At 69.1% G+C, this 26,411-nt stretch carries 25 protein-coding genes and 1 pseudogene; 7 read left to right on the top strand and 19 right to left on the bottom strand.

The genetic code is table 11. The features are described from left to right. Position 1 precedes the first annotated feature (1 nt). From C8D81_RS04385 to dop, 12 genes are all read right to left on the bottom strand, one after another. Positions 2–988 carry a DMT family transporter gene (locus tag C8D81_RS04385; RefSeq protein WP_166646670.1) on the bottom strand — a complete coding sequence of 329 codons (987 nt, stop codon included), beginning with the start codon at positions 986–988 and terminating at the stop codon, positions 2–4. Positions 989–995: 7 nt separating this feature from the next. After that, entirely contained in the window at positions 996–2,327 is a 1,332-nt protein-coding gene (gene der, locus C8D81_RS04390) for a ribosome biogenesis GTPase Der (RefSeq protein WP_094358582.1), read from the bottom strand. Between the two features lie 87 nt (positions 2,328–2,414). Continuing rightward, positions 2,415–3,158 carry a lysophospholipid acyltransferase family protein gene (locus C8D81_RS04395; protein WP_229123753.1) on the bottom strand — a complete coding sequence of 248 codons (744 nt, stop codon included), beginning with the start codon at positions 3,156–3,158 and terminating at the stop codon, positions 2,415–2,417. Positions 3,159–3,168: 10 nt separating this feature from the next. Further along, positions 3,169–3,855 carry a (d)CMP kinase gene (gene cmk, locus C8D81_RS04400; RefSeq protein ID WP_094401252.1) on the bottom strand — a complete coding sequence of 229 codons (687 nt, stop codon included), beginning with the start codon at positions 3,853–3,855 and terminating at the stop codon, positions 3,169–3,171. A 67-nt stretch (positions 3,856–3,922) separates the two neighbouring features. Continuing rightward, on the bottom strand, positions 3,923–4,597 hold the full coding sequence (locus tag C8D81_RS04405; protein ID WP_208109105.1) for a DedA family protein: 675 nt from the start codon (positions 4,595–4,597) through the stop codon (positions 3,923–3,925). A gap of 87 nt (positions 4,598–4,684) precedes the next feature. Next, positions 4,685–5,236, bottom strand: a complete 552-nt coding sequence (locus C8D81_RS04410) for an SRPBCC domain-containing protein (protein ID WP_094358586.1) — start codon at positions 5,234–5,236, stop codon at positions 4,685–4,687. Continuing rightward, complete coding sequence (locus tag C8D81_RS04415; RefSeq protein ID WP_094358588.1) at positions 5,233–5,562, bottom strand: ArsR/SmtB family transcription factor; 330 nt, start codon at positions 5,560–5,562, stop codon at positions 5,233–5,235. The genes C8D81_RS04410 and C8D81_RS04415 overlap by 4 nt, the downstream gene beginning before the upstream one ends. Before the next feature lie 43 nt (positions 5,563–5,605). Next, positions 5,606–6,697 (bottom strand): prephenate dehydrogenase, encoded by a 1,092-nt coding sequence (locus C8D81_RS04420; protein WP_094401250.1) that lies wholly within the window; start codon positions 6,695–6,697, stop codon positions 5,606–5,608. Next, entirely contained in the window at positions 6,694–7,383 is a 690-nt protein-coding gene (gene prcA / locus C8D81_RS04425) for a proteasome subunit alpha (RefSeq protein WP_094358592.1), read from the bottom strand. Before prcA ends, C8D81_RS04420 begins: the two co-directional genes overlap by 4 nt. Positions 7,384–7,431: 48 nt before the next feature. Further along, a complete protein-coding gene (gene prcB, locus C8D81_RS04430) occupies positions 7,432–8,271 on the bottom strand; it encodes a proteasome subunit beta (protein WP_133625612.1) in 840 nt (279 codons plus the stop codon). Beyond that, positions 8,268–8,462, bottom strand: coding sequence for a ubiquitin-like protein Pup (locus C8D81_RS04435; RefSeq protein WP_133625613.1), 195 nt, complete (start codon positions 8,460–8,462; stop codon positions 8,268–8,270). The genes prcB and C8D81_RS04435 overlap by 4 nt, the downstream gene beginning before the upstream one ends. A 73-nt stretch (positions 8,463–8,535) precedes the next feature. Further along, positions 8,536–10,044 (bottom strand): depupylase/deamidase Dop, encoded by a 1,509-nt coding sequence (dop, locus tag C8D81_RS04440; RefSeq protein WP_133625614.1) that lies wholly within the window; start codon positions 10,042–10,044, stop codon positions 8,536–8,538. A gap of 22 nt (positions 10,045–10,066) precedes the next feature. Between dop and C8D81_RS04445 the strand changes: the two genes are divergently transcribed. After that, the gene (locus C8D81_RS04445) at positions 10,067–10,456 is read left to right on the top strand and encodes a DUF3054 domain-containing protein (protein WP_229120036.1); all 390 of its coding nucleotides are present in this window, start codon (positions 10,067–10,069) and stop codon (positions 10,454–10,456) included. Positions 10,457–10,531: 75 nt separating this feature from the next. Here C8D81_RS04445 and arc read toward each other — a convergent pair whose 3' ends face one another. The 4 genes and pseudogenes from arc to C8D81_RS04465 all read right to left on the bottom strand — a co-directional run bounded on the left by arc (position 10,532) and on the right by C8D81_RS04465 (position 15,577). Next, positions 10,532–12,286, bottom strand: coding sequence for a proteasome ATPase (gene arc, locus C8D81_RS04450; protein WP_133625615.1), 1,755 nt, complete (start codon positions 12,284–12,286; stop codon positions 10,532–10,534). A gap of 143 nt (positions 12,287–12,429) precedes the next feature. After that, positions 12,430–13,335 (bottom strand): annotated as a pseudogene (locus tag C8D81_RS21480) (tRNA (adenine-N1)-methyltransferase); the annotation flags it as partial. Between the two features lie 59 nt (positions 13,336–13,394). Further along, complete coding sequence (locus C8D81_RS21485; RefSeq protein ID WP_094358602.1) at positions 13,395–14,840, bottom strand: ABC transporter substrate-binding protein; 1,446 nt, start codon at positions 14,838–14,840, stop codon at positions 13,395–13,397. Beyond that, a complete protein-coding gene (locus tag C8D81_RS04465; RefSeq protein ID WP_094401246.1) occupies positions 14,837–15,577 on the bottom strand; it encodes an HAD family hydrolase in 741 nt (246 codons plus the stop codon). Before C8D81_RS04465 ends, C8D81_RS21485 begins: the two co-directional genes overlap by 4 nt. 97 nt (positions 15,578–15,674) lie before the next feature. Here C8D81_RS04465 and C8D81_RS04470 point away from each other — a divergent pair, with 97 nt between their 5' ends. The 3 genes from C8D81_RS04470 to C8D81_RS04480 all read left to right on the top strand — a co-directional run bounded on the left by C8D81_RS04470 (position 15,675) and on the right by C8D81_RS04480 (position 21,052). Beyond that, positions 15,675–16,268, top strand: a complete 594-nt coding sequence (locus C8D81_RS04470) for a hypothetical protein (RefSeq protein WP_094401244.1) — start codon at positions 15,675–15,677, stop codon at positions 16,266–16,268. Between the two features lie 91 nt (positions 16,269–16,359). Then, positions 16,360–20,163, top strand: a complete 3,804-nt coding sequence (metH, locus tag C8D81_RS04475) for a methionine synthase (RefSeq protein WP_267489962.1) — start codon at positions 16,360–16,362, stop codon at positions 20,161–20,163. A gap of 37 nt (positions 20,164–20,200) precedes the next feature. Continuing rightward, entirely contained in the window at positions 20,201–21,052 is an 852-nt protein-coding gene (locus C8D81_RS04480; protein ID WP_094358833.1) for a PAC2 family protein, read from the top strand. A gap of 172 nt (positions 21,053–21,224) precedes the next feature. Here the strand turns inward: C8D81_RS04480 and rpe are convergent, their stop codons facing one another. After that, entirely contained in the window at positions 21,225–21,887 is a 663-nt protein-coding gene (gene rpe, locus C8D81_RS04485) for a ribulose-phosphate 3-epimerase (protein WP_094358835.1), read from the bottom strand. A gap of 102 nt (positions 21,888–21,989) precedes the next feature. Here rpe and fucP point away from each other — a divergent pair, with 102 nt between their 5' ends. Both fucP and rbsK read left to right on the top strand, forming a co-directional pair. Further along, entirely contained in the window at positions 21,990–23,330 is a 1,341-nt protein-coding gene (gene fucP / locus C8D81_RS04490; RefSeq protein WP_094358608.1) for an L-fucose:H+ symporter permease, read from the top strand. Continuing rightward, positions 23,330–24,232 (top strand): ribokinase, encoded by a 903-nt coding sequence (rbsK, locus tag C8D81_RS04495; RefSeq protein ID WP_094401242.1) that lies wholly within the window; start codon positions 23,330–23,332, stop codon positions 24,230–24,232. The genes fucP and rbsK overlap by 1 nt, the downstream gene beginning before the upstream one ends. A 106-nt stretch (positions 24,233–24,338) precedes the next feature. Here the strand turns inward: rbsK and C8D81_RS04500 are convergent, their stop codons facing one another. Then, positions 24,339–24,884: a CGNR zinc finger domain-containing protein gene (locus C8D81_RS04500; protein WP_094401240.1), complete on the bottom strand. Its 546-nt coding sequence runs from the start codon at positions 24,882–24,884 to the stop codon at positions 24,339–24,341. Between the two features lie 79 nt (positions 24,885–24,963). Here C8D81_RS04500 and C8D81_RS04505 point away from each other — a divergent pair, with 79 nt between their 5' ends. Continuing rightward, positions 24,964–26,154: an epoxide hydrolase family protein gene (locus C8D81_RS04505; RefSeq protein WP_133625617.1), complete on the top strand. Its 1,191-nt coding sequence runs from the start codon at positions 24,964–24,966 to the stop codon at positions 26,152–26,154. A gap of 24 nt (positions 26,155–26,178) precedes the next feature. On the opposite strand, the gene C8D81_RS04510 is transcribed toward C8D81_RS04505, so the two are convergent. Further along, positions 26,179–26,409: a hypothetical protein gene (locus C8D81_RS04510; protein WP_094358616.1), complete on the bottom strand. Its 231-nt coding sequence runs from the start codon at positions 26,407–26,409 to the stop codon at positions 26,179–26,181. Positions 26,410–26,411: the final 2 nt, after the last annotated feature.

Consider the following 26,411-nt stretch of genomic DNA (forward strand, 5'->3'; position numbering starts at 1 on the left):
ATCAGCGTGCCACCTTTCGGCGCCCAAGGAACCACGATTGCGTCACCAGGGCGGCCAGCATCACCAGCAGCGCCCCGACCAGCTGCGGCCACTGCAGCCGCTCCCCCAGCAGCACCACGCCGAGCAGCACCGCCACCACCGGGATCACATAGGTGACCATCGTGCCGATGATCGGCCCCGCCGCACGGATCACGTTGTAGTGCAGCAGCGTCGCGATGCCGGACCCGACGATCCCCAGCACCAGGATCGCCAGCACCCCGACCAGCCGTTCGTGCCCGGTGCCACTCAACTGGTACACCGGCGGCGCGAGTCCCAACCCGGAGAACACGGCGTACAGCACGACCATCTGCGCCGAGGCGAGCAGCAACTGCACCGTCGGCTGCGCCAACCCGCCCAGATCGCGCCCGCCGAGATACCGCCGGTTGTAGACCCAGCCGATCGCGTAGCACGAGGACGCGCCGAGCACCATCGCGAACCCGACCGGATCGGGTCGGCCCACCGCATGCCAGGGCTGCAGGATCACCACCACGCCGATCAGCCCGACGACCACCGCGATCAGCTTCCGCGCGGTGACCCGATCGCTGCGCAGGAACAGCATCGACAGCACCACGGTGAACACCGGCGTCGACGCATTCCCGATCCCGGCGAGCGCCGAGGAGATCCGCTGCTCCGCCAACGCGAACAGGGTCCACGGGATCGTGCACAGGAACAACCCGGTGACCGCCAGATGCAGCCAGGTCGACACCTCCCGCGGCCACCTGGTACGCCGCAGAGCCGCCAGCATCAGCAGCACGGCCGCACCCGACACGATCCGCAACCCGGAGAGCTGCAGCGGGGTCATCACCACCAGGCCGTACTTGATCAGCAGGAAGCTGGATCCCCAGATCAGTGCGAGCAGCCCGAACTGGAGCTGCCAGGGGAGGCTTCGACTCGTACCTCGCTCAGCCGGCGTGTGGTGGCTTCGACTCGCTGGCGCTCGCTCAACCACCGTGGGTTCAGCGATTCTTGCGTTTTGCCCGCGCCCGGACCTCGACGTGCACCGGCGTACCGGTGAAGTCGAACTCTTCGCGCAGCCGGCGGGTGACGAAGCGGATGTAACCGGGTTCGAGGTCGCCGGAGGTGAACAGCACGAAGGTCGGCGGGCAGTTCTGCGCCTGGGTGCCGAACAGGATCCGGGGCTGCTTGCCACCGCGCACCGGGTGCGGGTGGGATGCCACGATCCGGCCCAGGAAGGCATTCAACTTGCCGGTGGAGATCCGGGATTCCCAACCCTCCAAGGCCTTTTCGATGGCTGGGCCGAGCTTCTGCACGTTCCGCCCGGTCTCGGCGGAGACGTTCACCCGATCTGCCCACTCGAAGGCGTAGAGCTCGCGCTCGATCTCGCGCTCCAGGTAGTGCCGCCGCTCCTCGTCGGTGAGGTCCCACTTGTTGTAGGCGATCACCATCGCCCGGCCCGCATCGGCAACGCTGGAAAGGATTCGCAGGTCCTGCTCGGCGATCGGCTCGGAGGCGTCGATCACCACCACGCAGCACTCGGCGCGCTCGATGGCACCGTGGGTGCGCAGCGACGCGTAGTATTCATGCCCCGACGCCTCCTTGACCCGGCGCCGGATCCCGGCGGTGTCGATGAAGTTGTAGACTTCACCGTCCAGCTCGATCAGCTCATCCACCGGATCCACCGTCGTACCGGCCACATTGTCGACCACCACCCGCTGCTGACCGGCGAGCCGGTTCAGCAGGGAACTCTTGCCCACATTGGGTTTCCCGACGAGCGCGACCCGGCGCGGGCCACCGACCGGCTCGAAGTCCTCCTCGGGCGCGGTGGGCAGTGCCTCCAGGATGGCGTCCAGCAGATCGCCGGTACCGCGGCCGTGCATCGCCGACACCGGCCACGGCTGGCCGAGGCCGAGATTCCACATCGCGGCGGCCTCGCCCTCGGTGCGCTGGTCGTCGACCTTGTTGGCCGCCAGCACCACCGGCTTGTTGGAGCGGCGCAGCACCTGCACCACGGCCTCGTCCTCATCGAGGGTGCCGACGGTGGCATCGACCACGAACAGCACCGCGTCGGCGGCGTCGATGGCGAGCTCGGCCTGTTCCGCGATCTGGCCGGCCATCCCCTTCGCATCGGAGGCCCAGCCGCCGGTGTCCACGACGACGAACTCGCGGCCGTTCCAGATCGCGTCATAGGAGACCCGGTCGCGGGTGACGCCGGGGGTGTCCTGGACGACGGCTTCACGGCGGCCGATGATCCGGTTCACCAGGGTCGACTTGCCCACGTTGGGTCGCCCGACCACCGCTACGACCGGCTTGATCGTGCTCTCGGACATCGACACCTCACTCTGCTGGAACGCGCGCCCGCGCTACCGGGCAAGGAAACCGGTCCAGACTATCCGGTCGGTCCAACCGGTGCGGGGTCAGGACACCCCGGGTACGCCGGGCAGCGGCATCCCGGTCGCGGCCTCGCTCGCGCGCAGGTGCTGGACCAGGTGCTGGCGGACCCGTTCGGCGGCCTCGGCGAGCGGCACCCGGCGGCGTGGCCAGAGCACCCGATTCAGCTCCAACGGCGCACCGAAACTGACATGGATCGTGCTCCCCCGCGGCGGCACCTCCTTGACACCCTGTCCGGGCAGCCTGGTCCCGAGCAGCGACACCGGCACGATCGGCGCCCCGGTCACCATCGCCAGATACGCCACCCCGGGCCGGATCCGCGCCAGGTCGCCGAGATCGCGGCCGCCCTCGGGGAAGATCGTCAGCGCCTCGCCGGATTCCAGTACGCCGACGGCGCGGCGCAGTGCCCCGTGGTCGGGGTGGTACTGGTCGATCGGGATCTGACCGGCCGCCTCCAGCAACCGGCCCAGGGTCCCGACGAACAGCTCGTTCTTGGCCAGCGCCGACGCCTGCCGCGGGGTGACCGCGACCAGCAGCGGCCCGTCGATCACCGCGAGATGGTTGGCGGCCAGGATCACCGGGCCGGTGGCCGGCACGTTGGAAAGCCCGTGCCGCTTGATGTTCCAGACCCGGCCGAAGAGGAAGCCGCCCATCGGGCGTACCGCCCGGAGCAGCCCGATCCGTGGTCGAGGAAGATCCGTGAGGTTCGGCAGGACGGGGGCCTCGGGGGCCGATTCGGCGGGGGTCCGGATGTCCAGGCTGTCGCTCACGGGGGTCCTCTCAGCTGGTCGGTGGTTCGGTGAGTCGGCTGATCTCGTCGATCACCTCGGTCAGGCCCAGGTGGGTCGAATCGATCACGGTGACGCCATCGGCGGCCTCGGTGAAGGCGGCCACGGTGGAGTCGTCGCGGTCGCGGCGGACGATCTGGTCGGTGACCTCGGCGGTGTTCGCGGCGCCGGCGAGTTCGGCCTCGCGGCGGGCGATCCGGGCCTGCGGGTCGGCGACGAGCAGCACCCGGACGGTGGCATCGGGGGCGACGACGGTGGTCAGATCGCGGCCCTCGGCGACGACGCCGCCGGTGGCGGCGGCGATCAGTTCGCGCTGCCGGGCGATCAGGATGTCGCGGACCGGCTGGATCGTGGCGACGGTGGAGACGAACTGCGAGATCCGGGGTTCGCGGATGGCGGCGGTGACATCGTGCCCGTTGATGCTGATCCGGAACGCCTTCGGGTCGGTGGAGATGTCCAGTTCGGCGGCCCCGATCAGCTCGGTGATCGCGGCCGGGTCGGTGACCCCCTGCTCGGCGACCAACCAGGCCGCGGCACGATACATCGCCCCGGTGTCCAGATAGGCCAGCCCGAGCCGCTCGGCGACGCCTCGCGCGGTGCTCGACTTGCCCGATCCACTCGGGCCGTCGATCGCCACCACCAGGGGCCGGTCGGTCTCCACGTCGCTCACAGTAATCATCCCTTCCCCGCGCCCCGGGCCGCGCGGCGCACCGGGACGCAACATGTCATGCAGCGTTCACCGGTGGTCACCGGTTGTTCGATGCGGGTACGCCGCGGGTCAGTCTGGCACGGCGCTGTTCGCGGCGCCCCTGGACCGCGCTCACGACCCGGTCGACGATCACCCCAAGGATCAGCGCGACGACCACGGCGATCGCCGCACCGAGCAGTGGGTTGTCGTGCACCCAGCGTCCCGCGAGGGTGCCGATGACCACGGCGTACGCCGACCAGGCCAGCCCGGCGAGGATGGACAGCGGCACGAAGCGACGCAGCGGATAACCGGAGGCACCGGCGGTCATGTTCACCGCGACCCGGCCGACCGGGATGTGCCGACCGACCAGGATCAGCACCGCACCGCGGCGTTCCAGGGCCTGGGCGGCCCAGGCGAAGGTGCGCGTCATCCGCGGTCCGCGCAGCCACCGCGGGCCGCGATCACCACCGGGATGCAGCAATCGGCCGAGCTGATAGGCGATGTTGTCCCCGATCGCCGCCGCGACCGCCGCGACCAGGAAGAGCGCCCACAGCGGTGGCTGGCCGCTGGTCACCGCGATCGCGGCCAGTGCGACCACGATGGATTCCGACGGCACCGGCGGGAAGAACGAGTCGATGATCGTGAGGGCCGCGATCACCACCAGCACCAGCGGGCTGCCGGACATGGCGATGATCTGATCGGTCAGTTGCTGCAACAGCGCGCTGAGGTCCACAACGGCAGTCAAGGCGGCCCCGGTGCCGAAGGCGAGGGTTTGGACCGGCTCGGAGGGTGATCTCCGGGTCGGGGTGGGGGATGCCCCTCAGCCGGCGTGGGTGGGTACGCCGAGCAGGTCGGCGTACCGGGTGTGCAGCTGCTCCCAGCCGTAGTCCAGGGCCAGTGGGCCGACGGCGCGGCCGACCTCCTGGTGGGCCAGGGCCGCGGTGAGACCGCCGAAGCAGACGTGCCAGCCGGCGCCGAAGCTGGGCGCCTCCGCGCGCTCGGCGAACCAGTGCTCGAGCCGCAGCCGGGTACCGTCACCCTCCTCGGTGAGCCGCCACGTGAGCCGGTGCGGGCCCCAGCGGTGCACCAGCAGGGTGGGCGCGGAGACCTCCAGCACCTCGACGTCCACCGGCTCGTCGTCCGGGTTCTCCCGTGAGCTGGCGGGGCCGGTCGAGTCCAGTGCGCGGTCGGGCACGATCGGCGACCAGCGCTCCAACTGGGCCGGATCGGTGAGCATCGCCCACACCCGGTCCACCGGGTGGTCGAGCTGGCGTTCCATGGTCAGCGTGTAGCCGTCGGCGGCCGGGTCGAGGGTCGCGGCGACCGGTTCGCCGTCGATGGCTGCGGTGATGTTCGGGTCCTTGGTGGTCATGATGAGCCTTCCTGTCCGCCCCGTCGGGCGTCGGTGTCGAGGGCGGCCGTCAGGCGATCGAAGCTGCCGCTCCACAGCTCGCGCCAGGGCGCGAGCCAGTCGAGGACGTCGTCGGGACGCCGCCCGGTGAGGTGGTAGATCCGCCGCCGCCCGTCGGTGCGGGAGTCGACCAGGCCGGCCTCCCGGAGCACCTTGAGGTGCTTGGAGATCAGCGGTTGCGACAGGGCACAGAGCTCGACGAGCGCGGCCACGTCGCACTCCCCCTGGCGCAGCCGGTCCATGATCCGGCGGCGGGTCGGGTCGGCGATCAGCGTGAATCCATCCACGCCCAATACATTCCCCCACATTCATATGAATATCAAGGCATGTTCAGCCCTCGTGCAGGTGCCAGCCCCGATCGGACATCGCCGCACTGAAATCGGGCGCCAGCTCCGGGCGTACCGAGACCTGCAACCAGCCGACCTCGCGGACCGGGTCGTGTTCGATCGAGATGTCCTCCACGTTCACCCCGGCCGCGCCGGCGTCGGTGAAGAAGCGGGCCAGCGAGCCGGGGGCGTCGGGGATCTCGATGATCAACCGGGCGTATTCGGTCTGGGCCCGGCCGTGCTTGCCGGGGATCGCCCGGGTCCCGGCGACGCCGGTGGCGAGCAGATCGTCGACCGGCCGCTGCTCGGCCAACCGCTCGGCCAACTCCCCCAGCCGGGTCGACAGCGCGGCCAGTTGATCGGCGACGGCGGGCGCATTGGCGGTGAGGATCTGATCCCACAGTTCCGGGTCACCGGCGGCGATCCGGGTGACATCGCGTACGCCCTGACCCGCGAGTTGCAGGTGGGCCGGCTTGGTCTCGGTCAGCCCGGCGGCCAGCATCGCCGACACCGCATGCGGCAGATGGGAGACCGCGGCGACGGCCAGATCGTGCTCCTCGGCGTCCATCACCACCGGGTTGGCCCCGCTGATGGTCGCCAGCCTGGTCACGGTCTCGATCGCCCCCGGGGTCGCCGTGGCGTGCGGCGCGATCACCCACGTGCGATCGGTGAACAGGTCCGGCCGCGCGGTGACCGGGCCCGCCAGATGCGAACCGGCCATCGGATGCGAACCGACGTAACGCCGCAGCTCCAGCCCGCGGGCCGCCAGATCCCGCAGGACCGAACCCTTCACCGAGCCGACATCGGTGACGACGGCATTGGCGAACTCGTCCAGCGCCGCGGACACCACCGGTGCCAGCACCCGCGGCGGCACGGCCACCACGACCAGGGCGACCGCCTCCGGGTCGATCGGCTCGACGCTGCCGGCACCCCGGCCGGCGGCGACCCGGGCATGGCTCGGCACCTGATCGCGCAGATGCACCTCGACCCCGGCCTCGGTCAGCGCGCACCCCACCGAGGCACCGACCAGCCCGGCCCCGATGATCAGGACCGGGCCGAAATCGCTGCCAGAAAAGGGATCCGGCTCGTCACTCACTGTGCGTCGCCGAGTGCTTCGGCCACCTGCGCCCGGGTGAGCCGGCGGAACTTGCGCGGCTGCGGCCGGGAGCGGTCGAGCACCGCGACCTCGAGCGCGTCCACCCCGAGCCGTTCCCGGTCCTGGCTCAGTCCGCGGACGGCGTTCTGGACACAGGCGGAGAGATCGGCGTCGTCGGAGTACTGCTCCCCGATCAGCTTGGCGATCTCCTCGGCGTGCCCGCCCATCACCGCGTAGTGCTCCTCATCACCGACCGAGCCGTCGTAGGTGAGCCGGTAGATCTGGTCCTCTTCCGGGGTCTGTCCGAGCTCGGCGACGACGATCTCCACCTCATAAGGAAGTTCGGAGTTGGAGGAGAAGATCGTACCGAGCAGCTGGGCGTACGCGTTGGCCAGGCCGCGGCCGGTGACATCGACGCGGTCGTAGGAGTAACCGCGCATGTCGGCGTGCCGGATGCCGGCGATCCGCAGATTCTCGAACTCGTTGTAGCGCCCGACCGCGGCGAACCCGATCCGGTCATAGATCTCGGAGATCTTGTGCAGCGCCTGGGAGCGGTTCTCGGCGACGAAGCAGATCCCGCCGGCATAACGCAGCACCACCGCCGAACGTCCGCGCGCGATGCCCTTGCGGGCGAAATCGGCACGGTCCTTCATCTGTTGTTCGGGTGCCACGTACATCATGCTCATCGCGGGAACTCCTTGTGGGTCAGCAATCGTGGGGGTCTGGGGCCCGGGTCAGAGCAACGGTGCCGAGGGGCCGTCGGGGCGCACCCGCCGGGCGGCGACGATCCGGTCGACGACCTCACCGATCCGGTCCTCGTCGAAGGTGTCGATGCCGTCGGCGGTGGCGACCATGACGACCGGGAAGATCCGGCGCTGCATGTCCGGACCACCGGTCGCGGAGTCGTCGTCGGCGGCATCGTAGAGCGCCTGAACCACCGCGGTGGCGCAGCCGAGGGCGTCCAGATCCGGTTCGTAGAGCTTCTTCAGCGAGCCCTTGGCGAACACCGATCCGGAGCCGACGGAGTGGAACGCGGTCTCCTCGTACCGGCCGCCGGTCGCGTCGTAGGAGAAGATCCGGCCCTGGTTGCGGGTGTGGTCCCAGCCGGCGAACAGCGGCAGCACCGCCAGGCCCTGCATCGCCATGCCGAGGTTGCCGCGGATCATCGCGGCCAGCCGATTCGCCTTGCCGTCAAGGGAGAGCGGGGCGCCCTCGATCTTCTCGTAGTGCTCCAGCTCCACCCGGAACAGCCGGACCATCTCCACCGCCAACCCGGCGGTACCGGCGATGCCGACCATCGAGAACTCATCGGCGGCGAACACCTTCTGGATGTCGCGCTGGGCGATCAGGTTGCCCATCGTGGCGCGCCGGTCGCCGGCCATCACCACGCCCTTGGGGAAGGTCGCGGAGACGATCGTGGTGCCGTGCGGGGCCAGATCCCCGGCGCTGTTCCCGGCCAACCCCTCGTGCCGCCGCCCGGGCAGCAGCTCGGGGGCGGTGTCGGTGAGGAATTCGGTGAACGAGGACGAGCCGGCCCGCAGGTACGCCGGGGGCAGCCCGGCCGCGCCCCTCACTGGCCGCCCTTCTGCACGAACGAGCGCACGAACTCCTCGGCGTTCACCTCGAGCACCCCGTCGATCTCGTCCAGCAGGTCATCGAACTCCTCGTCCGACTCCGACTGCTGGGGACGGGCCTGCGCGGCAGCGCCCGCGTCCGGCTCGCCGTCGTCGTCGGGGCGGCGGCGTTCGTGCTGTGACTGGCTCATTCTGTACCTCCTCGCACTCCTGCGCGGATTTCCAGCCTAGCGCTAGCCAGCTGGCGCCCCGCGCGCCCCACGCTCAATAGCCGAGCGCCGTGACCAGTTGTCCGATGTCGGTACTGGCGTCGAGCTGGGCACCGACATGGTCGCGCGTCCCGCGCAGCGGGTCGAGCATCGGGATCCGCAGCAGGGAACGGCGTTTCGGCACGTCGACGATCAGCGAGTCCCAGGAGGCGGCCACCACCTGGTCGGCGTAGCGGCGCATCACTTCCCCGCGGAAGTAGGCCCGGGTGTCGGTGGGCGGGGTGAGCCGGGCCTGTTCGACCTGTTCGTCGGTGAACATCCGGCGCATCCGGCCCTTGGCGACCAGCGCGTGATAGAGGCTGCGCGCCGGGTCGAGTTCGGCGTACTGCAGGTCGATCAGGGCGAGTTTGGGGGCGTCCCAACCGATCCGGTCCCGGGTCCGGTAGGACTCCAGCAGTTTCAGCTTGGCGACCCAGTCGAGCCGATCCGCCAGCTCCATCGGATCGCGCTCCAGCGCATCGAGGCAGTCCCGCCAGGCGGCGAGCAGTTCGGCGGCCTCCTCGGGGTGTCCGACGAGGTCGGCGCGGGATTCGAGCAGGTCGGCGACCGTGTCGGCGTACGCCCGTTGCAGGCCGAGCGCGGTGATGGTGCCGGCGTCCTCGGCCAGCGGCAGCGGTGCGCTCAGCGTCAGATCGTGGGAGACGGTGTGCATGGCGGCGACCGGGTCCGCGAGCCGCGGCAGGTCGGCGCACAGACCGGCCTCGATGGCGGCCAGCACCAGGGCCGCGGTGCCGACCTTGAGCCAACCGGCGTACTCGCTGCGATTCGCGTCCCCGGTGATGACATGCAACCGGCGGAACTCGCGGGCCCGGGCGTGCGGTTCGTCGCGGGTATTGATCACGGGCCGGTTCAAGGTCGTCTCCAGCCCCACCTCGGCCTCGAAGAAGTCGGCGCGCTGGCTGATCTGGAAACCGGGCTCCTCGCTGTACTGGCCGAGCCCCACCCGGCCGGCACCGGTCAGCGGCTGCCGGGTGACCAGAAAGGCGCTGAACTGCTGCACCACGCGGTGGAACGGCGTCTGCCGCGACATCAGATAGTTCTCGTGGGTGCCGTAGGAGGCGCCCTTGCCGTCGGTGTTGTTCTTCCACAGCCGCAGCGGCTGGCCGAGCCGGGCGGAGGCGTTCTGCGCGGCGAGCCAGACCAGCCGGTCCCCCGCGGTGTCCCAGAGCACCGCATCCCGGGCGCTGGTCACCTCGGGCCCCGAATACTCCGGATGGGCGTGGTCGACGTAGAGCCGGGCCCCGTTGGTGAGCACCAGGTTCGCCATCGTGTCGTCGTCGGTGAGCTGATCGGGGTGGGCGATCCGGCGGTCGACGGTGAAGCCGCGGGCATCGGCCAGCGGATCCTCGGTCTCGTAGTCCCAGCGCTCCGCGGCCCCGGCGAGCTCGCCATAGCTGCGCACCAGCAGGTTCGCCCAGTGCATCGGGTGCAGCCCGGTCGCCGGGCCGTGCCCGCTCACCGCAATGCCGTACTCCGTCTCCAGTCCGAACACCTGTTGCGTCACGGCGCGAGCCTATACTCGCCCCGTGCGTGCCCTGATCAGCCTTCTCGTCGACGTGCTGCTGGTGCTCGGGTTCACGCTCGCGATGCGGGTCTCGCACTCCCAGGCGATCACCCCGCTCGGGCTGATCCAGACCGCCTGGCCGTTCCTGGTCGGGCTGGCGATCGGCTGGCTGGTGTCGCGTTCCTGGCGCACCACCTTGACCCTGTACGCCGCCCTGGCGGTCTGGGCGTGCACGGTGGGGATCGGGCTGGTGATCCGCCGGGTCACGATGGTCGGCGTGCAGCCGTCATTCACCATGGTGGCCGCCTCGGTGCTCGCCGTTTTCCTGCTGGGGTGGCGATTGATCGTGTTCCTGGTGCGCGAGGTGAACCGCCGTCAGGGTCCGATCCCGGGCGCCCGCCCCAGCGCCTGAGTTCCGAGGAACGCTCATCGAGCAGCTCGGCATGCGCAGCGAAGCGGAGCAATGCCGAGCGTGTCGAGATGAGCCTCAGAGGTACTGGCCGGTGTTGGTCGCGGTCTCGATGCTGCGGCTGCTGACCTGCTTGGAGGTGAAGAGCGGGCGGATGTAGACGATCCGCTCCCCCTTCTTGCCCGAGATCTTCGCCCAGTCGTCGGGATTGGTGGTGTTCGGCAGGTCCTCGTTCTCACCGAACTCGTCGTTGCAGGCCTGCAGCAGATGCTCCATCCGCAACCCGCCCGAACCGCCGCCGATCTTCTCCTTGATCGCCGACTTCTTCGCCCGACCGACGATGTTCTGGATCATCGCGCCGGAGGAGAAATCCTTGAAGTAAAGGATTTCCTTGTCCCCGCCGGCATAGGTGACCTCGAGGAACTGGTTGTCGGTGTTCTCGGCGTACATGTGCGCCACGGTGGCATCGATCATCTCCGCGCGGGTCCGTGCGGCATCACCGCCGAAGCGCTTCAGGTCGGCCTCGGCCAGCGGCAACGCCTCGGTGAAGTAGCGGGCGAAGATCTCCCGGGCCGCCTCCGCGTCGGGCCGATCGACCTTGATCTTCACATCCAACCGCCCGGGTCGCAGGATCGCCGGATCGATCATGTCCTCGCGGTTGGAGGCGCCGATGATGATCACGTTCTCCAACGACTCGACACCGTCCAGCTCGCTCAGCAGCTGCGGCACGATGGTGTTCTCGACATCGGAGGAGACACCCGAACCGCGGGTGCGGAAGAGCGAATCCATCTCGTCGAAGAAGACGATCACCGGCCAGCCGTCGCTCGCCTTGGCCCTGGCCCGCTGGAAGATCAACCGGATGTGCCGCTCGGTCTCACCGACGTACTTGTTCAGCAGCTCGGGGCCCTTGACGTTCAGGAAGAAGCTGCGGCCCTCTTCACCGGTCCGCCCGTCGCTGCCGTCCTTGGCCGCCACCTTCTTGGCCAGCGAGTTCGCGACCGCCTTGGCGATCATGGTCTTGCCGCAGCCGGGCGGGCCATAGAGCAGCACCCCCTTGGGCGGGGTCAGCTCGTAGGCCGCGTAGAGATCCTGATGCAGGAACGGCAGCTCGACGGCGTCGGTGATCTGCTCGATCTGGTTGGACAGGCCGCCGATCGCGGCATAGTCGATGTCCGGCACCTCCTCCAGCACCAGCTCCTCGACATCCAGCTTCGGCACCACCTCGAAGGCGAACATCGCGCGCCGGTCCAGCAGCAGCAGATCACCGGCCCGCGGCCGCGCCTCGACCAACGCGCCGGACAGGCGTACCACCTGCTCGTCGTCACCGTGCACGACGACTACCGCGCGCTGACCGTCCGGCAGCAGGTCCTTGAGTACGCCGATGTCACCGGCGGCGGAACCGTCGGCGATGCCGACGACGAGCAGCGACTCGTTGACCAGCAGCTGGGTGCCGGGGACCAGTTCGTCCTCGTCGACCTCCTCCATGGCGATGGCGGTGCGCACCTTGCGGCCCTGGGTGTGGATCTCGGCCAGCCGCAGCTCCGCACCGGGTTCGGGCGGCAACAACCGCTCCAGGGTGCCGAAACCGACCGGCGGTTCGCCGAGCGCATCCATCTGGGCCTTGAGGGCGACCAGCCGGTCCCGGGCCTCGCGCAGCGTCAGCGAGAGCCGTTCGTTCTGGGCGGCCACCTGCCGGCCCTCGGCGCGCGCGTCCGCGAGCCGCCGTTCCAGCGCCGACAACTCGCGGGGGTGCCGGGAAACCCGGTCCCGCAGGTCGGCGATCTCCGTGGTCAGAGCGTCCAGCCGGTCCTGGTCGAAGCGATCCTCGGTCACGAGCCACCTCCTAGACGAACGAGCCTAGCGCGGCGCCCCCGGGGCCCCGGACGGCACGTCCGCTCTCCGAACGCGGAGCGGCATCCCGGATCCGGGTGGCTTCGACTCGCTGCGTTCGCTCGGCCGACGGGTGGGCGCGGCGCTCAGCCGGCGTCCGGGGCGCTGGGGTTCTGCTCGACCCAGGGCGGGCGCGGGCCGGTGTAATCCGGACCGTACGCCCCGGGGGCGGGCCGGCGCTTGCGCAGCGGGCTGGTCACCCCGGGGGCGAGCCGGCGGGCGGTGACCAGGAACCCGGTGTGGCTGGAGGCGCCGTGGGCCGGCCGGATCGCCAACCCCTCGGCATGCCAGCCGCGGACGATGGTCTCGGTGCCCTCCGGTTCGGTGAAACCGGTATGGGTGCGGATCTGATCCATCACCCGGCCCAACTGGGTGGTGGTCGCGACGTAGCAGCAGAGCACCCCACCGGGTACCAGCCGGGTCGCGACCGCGTCCACGCACTCCCAGGGCGCCAGCATGTCCAGGATCACCCGGTCCAGCTCCGGTGCCAGTGCCGGATCGCCGTCCAGCCGCTCCACCAGGTCCCCGACCTCGACCGACCAGCCGGGATGCTCCGCACCCAGCCAGGTGGTGACATTGCGCTGGGCGATCTCGGCGAAGCCGGGGCGCCGTTCGAAGGACCAGAGTCGACCGGTCGGGCCGAGCGCCCGCAGCAGGGTCAGGGTGAGCGCGCCGGAACCGACCCCGGCCTCCAGCACCCGGGCACCGGGGAAGATGTCGGCGCCCATCACGATCTGGGCGGCCTCCTTCGGATACACCACGGCGGCACCGCGCGGCATCGTGACCGTGTAGTCACCGAGCAGCGGCCGCAGCGCAAGGAACTGCATGCCGCCGACCGAACGCACCACGACGCCGTCCGGGCCGCCGATCAGGTCGTCGTGGCTGACCCCGCCCTTGGTGGTGTGGAAGGACTTACCCGGTTCCAGCAGGACCGACTTCTTCTTGCCCTTGGGGTCGGTGAGCAGCACCCACTCCCCCGCCTGCAGCGGGCCGGAACGTACCCCGGAATAGTCGGGTACGCCGGTGGGCTCGGGCTGTCCGGTCGGCTCGCTCACGTGGTCCACCCCCAGACACCGAGCTGGAATCCGGGACCGAGCCAGTTCTTGTACTGCTCGTCTACGGTGATCGCCGGAATCAGATAGATGGTCCGGTCGGTCTGGGTGAGCGGCAGCACGGTCGCATCGGCGGTCGCGGCCTCCTGCATCGCCCGGGAGGCACGGTTCCGCGCCGGCACGTCGGGCGCGGTGCGGTAGGCCTGCAGCAGCTCCTTGTTGCGCTGCTCCTGGCCCGGCAGCGGGTTGTCCCACCAGTCCTGCAGCCAGGCGACCGGGGTGTTGGTGTAGGTGCTGCCGGCATCCAGCAGCAGATCGGCGGCCCCGGGATTCTCCACCACCGAGACCCGCAGTCCGGCCTGCTCGAGCGCCTGCTGCACCTTCGGCAGCAGCGACAGCGCGAGATCGTTGCGGCTGGCGACCGCCAGGCTCACCTGCTGCGCCGGGCCCTCGGGCGCGGCGACCGGGCCGGCGGGGAAAGTATCCACCCCGGAGTCGACGCCGGCGGGCAGCAGCCGACGCAGGGTCCGCAGTTCGGAGGTCGCGGCGACGACCCGCTGCCGCAGCCCGGCATCGGTGCGCTGCGGCGAGGTCGGGTTCCAGACCAGCCGGGAGACGTCGGCACCGGGCAGCACCTTCGGCACATAGGTGGTGCTGGCGGTCTGCGGCGGGGCGCCGACCCGCCAGAGCAGGTCGACGGTGCCGGTGGCGATGGCGCGGTTCATCAGCTCCAGGCTGCTGTAGGTCTTGACGGTGACCTCGTTGAAGTGGCCCCCGTTGGCGCCACCGTAGCGGCCGTTGCGCTGCAGCACCAGCTCATCGAGCGAGCGGGCCTTGGGGATGTAGGGGCCGGATCCGACCGGGATCTGGTTCTGCGCCAGCAGCTCATCCGCCGGGAACGTCCGGGAGTCGACGATCGAGGCCGCCGGCGAGGCCAGGGCGTACCCGATGTTGCTGTCGGGGTATTTGAGCTTGATGTCGACCCGCAGCTCCTCGGGCGTCTCGACGCTGGCGATGCTGTCCAGCATCCGCGCCGAGGATCCGGGGACGCGGTCGGCGAGCCGCATCGCCCGGTCCAGGGAGAACTTCACGTCGGCGCTGGTCAGCGTGCGGCCGCTGGTGAAGCTGCGGTTCCGGCCGACGGCGCAGGAATAGGTGAGCGGGTCGATGTACCAGCATTCGGAGGCCAGGTCGGGTTTCAGCGCGGCACTGCCGATCTGCACGGTCATCAGCCGCTGGAAGACGTTGTAGGCGTACATCTGCGAGCCCTCGTCGACGGCGGCGACCGGGTCGATGTCGGTCACCCGGGCCGTGGTCGCGAAGGTCGGCGGCCGGTCGGTGGGGCCGGTCGGCGCGGCCTTGGTCTCGGTGGCGGTGCACCCGGTGGCCAGCAGTACGCCGCCGGCGGCGAGCAGCGCGCCGAGTCGGCGCCACCAGCTGCTCAACGCTCCCCCCGCGCCCGGGCCAGGTGGCCGGCCAGCTCGGCGGGTCCGACACCGGCCAGCGTGTCCAGCAGCACCCGGCGCGGGGCGGGCGGCACCTGGACGTGGTTGCGGATCACCAGCACCACCGCACCGGCGGCATTGCCCGAATCGGCGCCGGTGTTCGAGTCCTCCAGCACCACGCAGTCCTCCGGGCGTACGCCCAGGCGTGCGCACGCGGTCAGGTAGGGCTCGGGGTGGGGTTTGCCGTGGGTGACGTCGTCCCCGGCGACCACATCGACGAACGGGTTCGCCGGCAGCCGGGTCAGCATCGCCTCCAGCACCTCGCGATAGGAGGCCGAGACCAGCGCGCAGGGCACCCCGGCCGCGGCCAACTGTTGCAGCAGCTCCCCCGCACCGGGACGCAGCTCCAGCATCGGGCCGTCGCGCAGTTCGGCGGCGACCCGGGAGACCAGCGCGGCGACCACACCGTCGATGGTCAGGTCGTCGCGGGCGCTCGCGGCGATCAGGTGCCGGGCGCTCTCCCGCAGATCGTTGCCGACCATCTGGTACGCCTGCTCGTCGCTCCACTGCCCGCCCCACTCGGCGACCAGCTCGTGCTCCATCCGCATCCAGATGGGTTCGGAATCGACCAGGGTGCCGTCGAAGTCCCACAGGACGGCGGCGGGCAGCGGATCGGTCGAGGAGTCGCGGGAACCGGCGGCGGGGGCCTCGGTCGGCGTCGGGGCGTCGTTCGTCATGGCGCCGCCAGTTTTCCAGAGAACCGAGGCCCGGCAAAGCCGGCGCGGGCGCGGGTCGCAACCCGGTCGAGCAGCACGGCCCGGCTAGCGTGGTGTGATGAGTACCCCCACCGGGCCCGGCTGGTGGGTGCGGTGTGCGGCGATCGGTTGCGCACTCGGCGCGCTGAACTCGCTGGTGAATGTCTTCGGCGCCCGATATGGCGGGTACCCGCTGCGGCCGGATGGGGTGCCGGCCCTGCAACTCGTGGGTGCCCTGCTCGGCACGCAATGGGCCTGGGCGCTGCTGGCGTTCTGGATCGGCTGGTTCACCCGCCGCTGGCGAAGCGCCGTCGGTGGAGCACTGCTCGCACTCTGGGTGGCGACGCCGACCTACTACCTGAGCGACTGGCTCGGCGGCCGCACCGATGGCTTCGCCCACGGCTTCCTCGCCGTCTGGATGATCCTCGCCATCCCGGCCGCGCTCGCCTTCGGTTCGGCCGGTCACCTGGGCCGTCGGCCCGACTCCTGGAGTCTGCTTCCGCTGCTGGCGGCGCCGACGGTGGTCGCTCTCGATCGTCGCGGCGGCGGCACGCTCGACATCCAACCCTGGCCTATCGTCCTGCAGAACCTGATCGCGGCCCTGGTCCTGATCCTGGTGCTCGGACTCTGGTTCACCCGGGAGCGGCGACGGCCCGATTCGGACGCGGGCTGAGATGGCTGACCCGCTCACCTAGAATCGCTCCGATCTGCGCAAACTCCTGTGAAGGGAAACCGAAGTGAGCAGCCGCTCCGACCTTGCGCGTGTGACACCCGAGACACGCGACCAGTCCTTGATCCGCCCCGATGCCACCGCCGCCCTGACCGCGGCGATGGCCGAGCAGGTGTTGATGCTGGACGGGTCGATGGGGGTCTTCATCCAGCGGCACAAACTGTCGGAGGAGGAGTTCCGCGGGGATCGGTTCGCCGACTGGGAGTCCGATGTCAAGGGCAACAACGATCTGCTGTCGATCACCCAGCCCGAGGTGATCCGCTCCATCCACGACGAATATCTCGCCGCGGGTGCGGACATCATCGAGACCAACACCTTCAGCGCCCAGCGGATCTCGATGGCCGACTACGGGATGCAGGAGCTGAGCTATGAGCTCAACTACGAATCCGCCCGGTTGGCCCGCGCCGCCTGTGACGCGGTGGCCACCGAGGACCGGCCGCGCTATGTCGCGGGCGCCCTCGGGCCGACGAACCGGACCGCGTCGATCTCCCCCGATGTGAACGACCCCGGTGCCCGCAACGTCAGCTTCGACGAGCTGGTCGGCGCCTATCTCGAACAGGCCGAGGGGCTCGTCGACGGCGGCAGTGACCTGCTGCTGGTCGAGACGATCTTCGACACCCTCAATGCCAAGGCCGCGGTCTTCGCCCTGGAAACCCTCTTCGAGCAGCGCGGCCGGCGCTGGCCGGTGTTCATCTCCGGCACCATCACTGACGCGTCGGGGCGTACCCTCTCGGGTCAGCTGACCGAGGCGTTCTGGAACAGCATCCGGCACGCCCGCCCGTTGGCGGTCGGTTTCAACTGTGCGCTCGGTGCGGCCGACATGCGTCCGTACGCCGCAGAGCTCGCCCGGGTCGCTGACTGCTTCACCTTCTGCTATCCGAATGCGGGCCTGCCGAACGCGTTCGGTGAATACGACCAGACGCCGGAGGAGATGGCCGAGGTGCTCGCCGGGTTCGCCGCCGACGGGTTGGTCAACGTCCTCGGCGGTTGCTGTGGCACCACCCCCGAGCACATCAGCCAGCTCGCCGAACGCGTCGTGGACACCGACCCCCGGGTGCCGCCGACCATCGGCCCGGCACTGCGGCTGTCCGGTCTGGAACCGCTGAACGTCACCGAGGACTCCCTGTTCGTCAACGTCGGCGAGCGCACCAACATCACCGGGTCGGCCCGCTTCCGCCGCCTGATCAAGGAGGGTGACTACGCGACCGCGTTGAACGTCGCCCGCCAGCAGGTGGAGGCCGGTGCGCAGATCATCGACATCAACATGGACGAGGGGATGATCGACGGCATCGCCGCGATGGACCGGTTCTGCAAGCTGATCGCCTCCGAACCCGACATCTGCACCGTGCCGGTGATGATCGACTCCTCGAAGTGGGAGGTCATCGAAGCCGGATTGCGTTGCGTACAAGGAAAATCGATCGTCAACTCGATCTCGATGAAGGAGGGTGTCGACGCCTTCGTCGAACATGCGAAACTGTGCCGCAAATACGGCGCGGCCGTGGTGGTGATGGCCTTCGACGAGGAAGGTCAGGCCGACACGCTGGAACGCCGCGAGGAGATCTGCGGGCGGGCGTACAAGATCCTCACCGACGAACTCGATTTCCCTGCCGAGGACATCATCTTCGACCCGAACATCTTCGCGGTCGCGACCGGGATCGAGGAGCACGCCAACTACGGCCTCGACTACATCGAGGGCACCCGGTGGATCAAGGAGAACCTGCCCGGTGCGCTGGTGTCCGGCGGGGTCTCCAACGTCTCGTTCAGCTTCCGCGGCAACAATCCGGTTCGCGAGGCGATCCACGCGGTCTTCCTCTACCACGCGATCGCCGCCGGGATGGACATGGGCATCGTGAACGCCGGTGCGCTGGCGGTCTACGACGAGGTCGACGAACGGCTCCGGGAGCGGATCGAGGACGTGATCCTGAACCGTCGCCCGGATGCGGCGGAGCGGTTGCTGGAGATCGCCGAGGAATTCAACCGCACCGGTGAGAAGGCCGACGAGACCGCCGCCGAGGAGTGGCGCGGCCAGCCCGCCCGGGAGCGGATCACCCACGCCCTGGTCAAGGGCATCGACGAGTTCATCGTCGACGACACCGAGGAACTGCGGGTCGAGCTGGCCGAGGCCGGGGAGCGGCCGCTGGCGGTCATCGAAGGCCCGCTGATGGACGGCATGGGTGTGGTCGGCGACCTGTTCGGGGCGGGCAAGATGTTCCTCCCCCAGGTTGTGAAATCGGCCCGGGTGATGAAGAAGGCGGTCGCCCACCTGATCCCGTTCATCGAGGCGGAGCGCCGGCCCGGTGATGCCGAACGCACCAACGGCAAGATCGTGATGGCCACCGTCAAGGGCGATGTGCACGACATCGGCAAGAACATCGTCGGGGTGGTGCTGCAGTGCAACAACTACGACGTCATCGACCTCGGGGTGATGGTGCCGGCGCAGAAGATCATCGACACCGCGAAGGCCGAGAACGCCGACATCATCGGATTGTCGGGGCTGATCACGCCGTCATTGGACGAGATGGTCAACCTGGCCGCGGAACTGGAGCGGCAGGAGTTCGACATCCCGTTGCTGATCGGCGGGGCGACCACCTCCAAGGCGCACACCGCGGTCAAGATCACCCCGAAATACCACGCGCCGGTGGTCTGGGTGAAGGACGCCTCCCGTTCGGTTCCGACCGCGGCCGCGCTGCTGTCCGACGAACGTCGCCCGAAGTTCCTGGAAGGCATCGAGGCCGATTACGAGACGATCCGGAAACGCCATGCAGCCAAGGGAAACGAGCGGCCGCTGCTGCGTTACGCGGACGCCGTGGCCGGGCGTACCCCGATCGACTGGAGCGAGCATCGTCCGCCCCGGCCGCGTTTCCTGCTGCAGCAGGCCCGCGATGTCGCCAACGACGGCGCGCTCGATGAGCATCTGGGTCGGATCACCTCGTTCACCCGGACGTTCACCGAGTATCCGCTGGAGATCCTGCGCGATTACATCGACTGGCAGCCGTTCTTCAACGCCTGGGAGCTGAAGGGCCGATTCCCCGACATCCTGAACAATCCGGCGAGCGGGGAGGCCGCCCGCAAGTTGTGGGACGACGCGCAGGCGATGCTGGATCGGCTCATCGAGGAGCGCTGGCTGCACGCCAACGGGGTCGTCGGTTTCTGGCCGGCGAATGCGGTCGGTGACGACATCGAGGTGTACGCCGACGAGTCGCGTCAGCAGGTGCGCACGGTGCTGCACCACCTGCGCCAGCAGGGCCATCACCGCGACGGGGTACCGCATCGTTCGCTGGCCGACTACGTGGCGCCGAAGGAGACCGGGCTGCCCGACTATGTCGGCGGGTTCGCGGTGACCGCGGGTCTCGGGTCGGCCGAGAAGATCGCCGAGTTCAAGGAGGCGCTGGACGACTACAGCGCGATCCTGCTGGAATCGCTGGCCGACCGGCTCGCCGAGGCGTTCGCGGAGCGGATGCATGCGGTGGTCCGGGAGGAGCTGTGGGGGTACGCGCCCGATGAGAAGCTCTCCAACGAGGAGCTGATCGCCGAGAGCTACCGCGGCATCCGGCCGGCGCCGGGTTATCCGGCCTGCCCGGATCACACCGAGAAGCTCACCCTGTTCGATCTGCTCGATGCGACCGGCCAGACCGGGATCGAGCTGACCGATTCGATGGCGATGTGGCCCGGTGCCGCGGTCAGCGGCTGGTACTTCTCCCATCCGGAGTCGCGGTACTTCGTCGTCGGCCGGCTCGGCAAGGATCAGGTGGAGGCGTACGCCGAGCGCAAGGGCTGGACGCTGGCCGAGGCGGAACGCTGGTTGTCGCCCAACCTGGGTTACGAACCGGAGGACTGAGCCATTCGCACTGGCACTCGGCAGTACAGTGGTCGGCATGCCGGCACGTGACCACAACGCCATCTCCAACCTGCGGGAGTTGCAGGATCCCGTTGCCGTGCTCGCATTCAGCGGCTGGAACGATGCCGGCTCGGCGGCCACCGACGCGGTTCTCCACCTGATCGAGGTGTCCGATGCGGATCTGCTGTTCAGCCTGGACGGCGAGGACCACTACGACTTCCAGGTGAACCGGCCGATGGTCTCCCGGGGCGAGGACGGCGACCGGATCAGTTGGCCGCGTACCGATGTGTGGATCGGGCGGATCGGTGAGCGCGATCTGGTGCTGATCACCGGGCCGGAGCCGAACATGCGCTGGCGCTCGTACGCCGCCCAGATCGTCTCCGCGCTGCGGTCGGCGCACCCGTCGCTGGTGGTCGTGCTCGGCTCCCTGCTCGCCGACAACGCGCACACCCGGCCGGTACCGGTGTCGCGGAGCAGCGCCGATCCGCGGGTGCGGGAGCGGCTCGGCCTGTCCCGGTCGACCTATGAGGGGCCGACCGGGATCACCGGTGTCCTCAGCGCCGCCTGCACCGACGCCGGGATGGACGTGGCGAGCCTGTGGGCCGCGGTCCCGCACTACGTCGCCCAGCCGCCGAACCCCAAGGCGACGCTGGCGCTGCTGCACCGGCTGGAGGATCTCGCCGAGGTGACCATCGATCCGGGCGAGCTCCCGGAGCTGGGCCGGGCCTGGGAACGCGGGGTCGCCGAGCTCATCGACGACGACGCCGAGCTGAGCTCCTACGTCGCCTCCCTGGAGGCCGACCAGGACGAGACCGAACTCCCCGAGGCATCCGGCGACGCCATCGCCGCCGAGTTCGAACGCTACCTCCGCCGCCGCAACGACCCGTAGCGTTCATCGAGTCGAAGCCACGTTCATCGAGTAGCAGCCCATGCGGAGCTTGCGGAGCAATGGGCTGCGTGTCGAGATGAACCAGCCCGGCCTGACTTCTCGACACGGTCGCTGCGCGACCTACTCGAAGACCGTAGAGGCTGCGCGACCCACTCGAAGGCCGTGAAGGGCGTCAGTGGCAGGCGGCGACGGCCTTGTCCCGCAGGGCGTTGACCATCGCGTCGGGGTTCTCGGCGGAGAAGACCGCGGACCCGGCGACGAAGGTGTCGGCACCGGCCTCGGCGCACTGCGCGATGGTGGACTCCGAGACTCCCCCGTCGACCTGGATCCAGATGTCGGCGCCGGTGGCCTTGACCGCCTCCCGGGTACGCCGGATCTTCGGCAGCATCGCATCGAGGAACTTCTGCCCGCCGAAACCGGGCTCGACGGTCATGATCAGGATCTGGTCGAACTCGGTGAGCAGATCCAGGTAGGGCTCGATCGGCGTCGCCGGCTTCAACCCCAGCGAGGCCCGCGCGCCCTGGGCACGCAGCTCGCGCGCCAGGCGTACCGGGGCTTTCACCGCCTCGGCATGGAAGGAGACCGAGCGCGCACCCGCCTCCGCGTATCCCGGTGCCCAGCGGTCCGGATCGTCGATCATCAGATGGATGTCGAGCGGCTTCTCGGTGATCTTGAGCAGCGAGTCGACGACCGGCAGACCGATGGTCAGGTTCGGTACGAAGTGGTTGTCCATCACGTCGATGTGCAGCAGGTCGGCGTCGGGAATGCGCTCGATCTCGCGCTGCAGGTTGGCGAAGTCGGCGTTCAGGATGCTCGGCGTGATTCTCACAGGCAGCAAGGCTACTGGTGGCGAGCCCTCCGTTGCCACCGGCGAATGGTGTGATGAACTGTCTCGGCTGACACCGCAATGACGCCAACAGAAAGCCAGGCTCGACCCATGCTGATCAAGAATCCGGCCAAACAGCTCCCGGACGGATATCTGGACAAGATCCCGTTGTTCCAGTTCCTGCTGCTCTCGCTGCTGTTCCCGATGTGGGGCGCGGCGGCTGGGTTGAACGACATCCTGATCACCCAGTTCAAGCACGTCTTCGCGCTCTCCGACGCGGCCAGCGCCTTCGTCCAGTCGGCCTTCTACGGCGGCTACTTCGTGATCGCCATCCCGGCCTCGCGGATCATCCGGCGGACCTCCTACAAGGTCGGCGTGCTGATCGGTCTGGCGGTCTACATCATCGGCTGTGCGCTGTTCTTCCCGGCCAGCACGCTCGCCACCTACGGGATGTTCCTGTTCTGCATCTTCGCGATCGCGATCGGCCTGAGCTTCCTGGAGACCAGCGCCAACACCTACTCCTCGATGCTCGGCCCGAAGCAGTCCTCCACGCTGCGGCTCAACATCTCCCAGACCTTCACCCCGATCGGCAACCTGCTCGGCGTGATCATGGGCAAGTACCTGATCTTCAGCTCCGGTGACTCGATCCAGGCGCAGATGGATGCCGCGCCGGACCCGGCGGCCAAGAAGGCGCTCGGCGAGCAGCTGCTGCAGAACACCCTGCTGCCCTACAAGTACATCCTGGTCGTCCTGATCTGCCTGTTCATCCTGTTCCTGATCACCGAATACCCCAAGGCGCGACCGACCCAGGAGGCCGGCGCCGAGAAGACCCAGGCCGGGCTCGGCGAGACGCTGCGCTACCTGAGCCGGAACAAGCCCTATCTGAGCGGAATCGTCGCCCAGTTCCTCTACGTCGGTCTGCAGACCGCGGTCTGGTCCTTCACCATCCGGCTCGCGCTCACCGTGGACCCGACGTTGAACGAGCGGTCCGCCACGAACTACATGATCGCCGGATTCGCCTGCTTCCTGATCGGCAAGCTGCCGGCGAACTTCCTGATGGCGAAGTTCTCCGCGGCCCGGGTGCTGATCGTCTACTGCATCATCGGTGCGATCCTGCTGTTCGCCGCCTCCTTCGCCCCGTCCTCGATCGCGATCTGGTTCGTGGTCGCCTCGAACCTGCTGATGGGCCCGGGTTGGCCGACGATCTTCGGCAAGACGCTGGACACCATCGAGGACAAGCGTTACCAGGAGACCGGTGGCGCGGTGCTGGTGATGGCGATCGTCGGTGGCGCCATCGTCCCGGTCATCCAGGGCTGGGTGTCCGATCAGCTCGGATCGCTGCAGCGCTCGTTCGTCGTCTCGGCGCTCTGCTTCCTCGGCATCATGGTCTATTTCGTCTTCCAGAACCGCTTGGATCGGGCGAAGGAGGCCCGCGGCGAGGTGCACGCCTGATGGCCACCGTCGCGGTGATCGGGTCGATCATGACCGACCTGATCACCTATCTGGACCGGATGCCCGAACGCGGGGAGACGATCGCCGCACCCTCGTTCGCGATGGGACACGGCGGCAAGGGCGCCAACCAGGCGACCGCGGCGGCCCGGCTGGGTTCGGAGGTGGTGATGGTCGCCAAGGTCGGCACCGATTCCTTCGGCGAGCAGACGCTGGCGAACTTCCGGGCCAACGGCATCGACACGAGTGATGTGACGGTCGCCGAGGGGCCGTCGGGGGTGGCGCCGATCTTCGTCGAACCGGACGGTTCGAATCGCGTCGTCATCGTGCCCGGTGCCAACGAGGCGCTCACTCCCGGTGACGTGCAGGCGGCGCGGTCGCGGATCGCACAGGCGGCGATCATCGTGCTGCAGTTGGAGATCCCGCTGCCGACGGTGTACGCCGCGATCGAGCTGGGCGCCGAACTGGGCGTACCGGTGCTGCTCAATCCGGCACCGGCCAACGCCGAGTTGGACTTCGACCAGGTGGCCCGGTGCGCCTTCTTCGCACCGAACGAGAGCGAGCTGGCACTGCTCACCGGAATGCCCGTGGAGACCCTCCAGGAGATCGAGGCGGCCGCGCAGACCCTGCTCGCCAAGGGGGTACGCGCGGTACTGGTCACCCTCGGTGAGCGCGGCGTGCTGCGCTGCACCGCCGACGGTGTCGAGCACATCGCCGGAATCACCGTGCAGGCAGCGGATTCGACCGGTGCGGGCGATGCCTTCATCGGCGCCTTCGCGCACCGGTACGCCGCCGACGGCGACGTCGGCGGTGCGATCGAGTTCGCCAACCGGTACGCCGCCGATTCGGTGACCAGGCGCGGTACGCAGAGTTCCTTCGCCACCGCGGAGGAGTTCGCCGGCTGAGCCGTGTGCTCATCGAGTAGGCACCCATGCGCAGCGGAGCGGAGCAATGGCTGCCGTGTCGAGATGAGCCGGCGCCACACCGGGCCACCGCTTCGTGCCCGGCCGGTCAGTGGGTCGCCTTGAAACGGGCCTTCTTCTGCTTGTTGCCGCAGGTGTTCATATCGCACCAGCGGCGGGTACGGCTCTGACTGGTGTCGAAGAAGGCGGCGCGGCAGGTCGGTGAGGCGCACAGCGCCATCCGACCGTCCCGCTCGCCGCTGATGATGCTCACCGCGTCGGCGGCCACCACGCTCAGCGCGTCCGCGACGGAGCCCGATGCGAGCCGCCAGTTCCGCTCGCCGGCGTCGGTGAGCACGGGCGCGCCTCGGCCGCGAATGCTGTGCTCGTTGATGATCCGGACGGCGGCCTCGGGGAGGTCGTCCCCGTTGGCGGCCGCCGTCGCGGCGGCATGGATGGCTTCGCGGAGTTCTCGGGCGTGTGTCAGCTCGGTGGCGGTGCAGGAGTCGACGGTCAACCCGTAGACCGCGAACCAGTCGATCAGTCGCCCCGGTGTCGGAATGCGCTCCACCGGATCGCCCTGTCGCTCGCTGAGGGTCCCGGTGAAGCTCGTGGCCAGCACCGTACCGAGGCGGAAGTCGGGGAACTCGGACATGGAACCAGCTTAGCCGGTTGTCGGTTCCCCAGAGCCGTGATAGAACCGTCTTAGCCGGTTCACAATTCAGGGGGATCCGATGACCGCCACGACCGACCATGTGCACACGTTCGAGGCCAAGATCGCCGACGCCGACCTCGACGACCTGCGTACCCGACTCGCGGCGGCGCGCCTCCCCGAACGCGAGACCGTCCCCCGGGCCACCGGCCGGCAGCGCTGGACGCAGGGTGTCCCGCTCACCGACCTGACAGACCTGCTCGACTACTGGCGCTCCGGATACGACTGGCGGCGATTCGAGCAGCGACTCGATGAGATCGGCCAGTTCCGCACCAGGATTGACGATCTGGGGATCCACTTCCTGCACCGCCGGTCACCGCGCACCGATGCCACTCCCCTCGTCCTCACCCACGGCTGGCCGGGCAGCGTCGCCGAGTTCGTCGACGTGATCGATGAGCTGGCCGACCCGACCGACCCCGCTGCGCCGGCGTTCCACGTCGTGGCGCCGTCGCTGCCGGGCTTCGGTTTCAGCGATCGACCGGTAACGGCCGGCTGGGGCACCGAGAAGATCGCGGCCGCCTGGGTCGAGTTGATGGGCCGGCTCGGATATGGACGGTTCCTGGCCCACGGCGGCGACTGGGGCGGCCCGATCACCACGATTCTCGGCGGCCGGTTCCCCGAGCAGGTGCTCGGCATCCACACCACCTTCGCCGAAGGGCCGCCCGGGTTGTCGACCGATGGACTCACCGCCGACGAGCGCCGCTGGGTGGACGAGCACACGGACTTCTGGCGCAACCGTTCGGCGTACGCCAAGCAGCAGTGGTCCCGCCCGCAGACGATCGGCTACTCGCTGGTCGACTCGCCCGTCGGGCTGCTCGCCTGGATCCTGGACAAGTTCGCCGAGTGGTCCGACACCACCGACAGCCCGTTCGAGCGCATCTCCCGGGATCGGTTGCTGGACAACGTCACCCTCTACTGGCTGACCGGGACCGGTGCCTCGGCGGCCCGGATCTACCACGAGAGCCACAACTCGCTGGACCCCGAACTGCGCGTCGACGTGCCAGCGGCGATCACGATGTATCCCGCCGACGCCGGCTCGAAGACCCCGCGCCCGTGGGCCGAACGGCGCTATCGGCAGCTCGTTCGCTGGCGGGAACCCCAGGCAGGTGGGCATTTCGCCTCGCTGGAGGTGCCCGACCACTTCGTCACCGACCTGCGGGAGGGCCTGGCCGCCGTCCTCGCTGCTGCGGGCCGGTCACGCGTCTCGGCATAGCGGCGTCAACCCGATTCCGCCGTATCAGCCGACCGACTCCTCCAAAGCCCGGATCCGCAGCTCGAAGTCGCTCAGAATGCCGACCAGATCACCGACCAGGGTCTCCGCGGTGGTCCCGGGCCCGCCTTCGCCACTGCGGGCGATGTGCCCGGCCCGAACACCCCCGACGAACATCCGCACCGAGGGGGTGGGCTCCCCGAGTCGGTCCATCAGCAGGTCGAGGAAGCGTCGGAATTGCTCGTCGGTGATGTCCATAC

The sequence above is a fragment of the Enemella evansiae genome (assembly GCF_004362375.1).
In the GTDB taxonomy this organism is placed as follows: domain Bacteria; phylum Actinomycetota; class Actinomycetes; order Propionibacteriales; family Propionibacteriaceae; genus Enemella; species Enemella evansiae.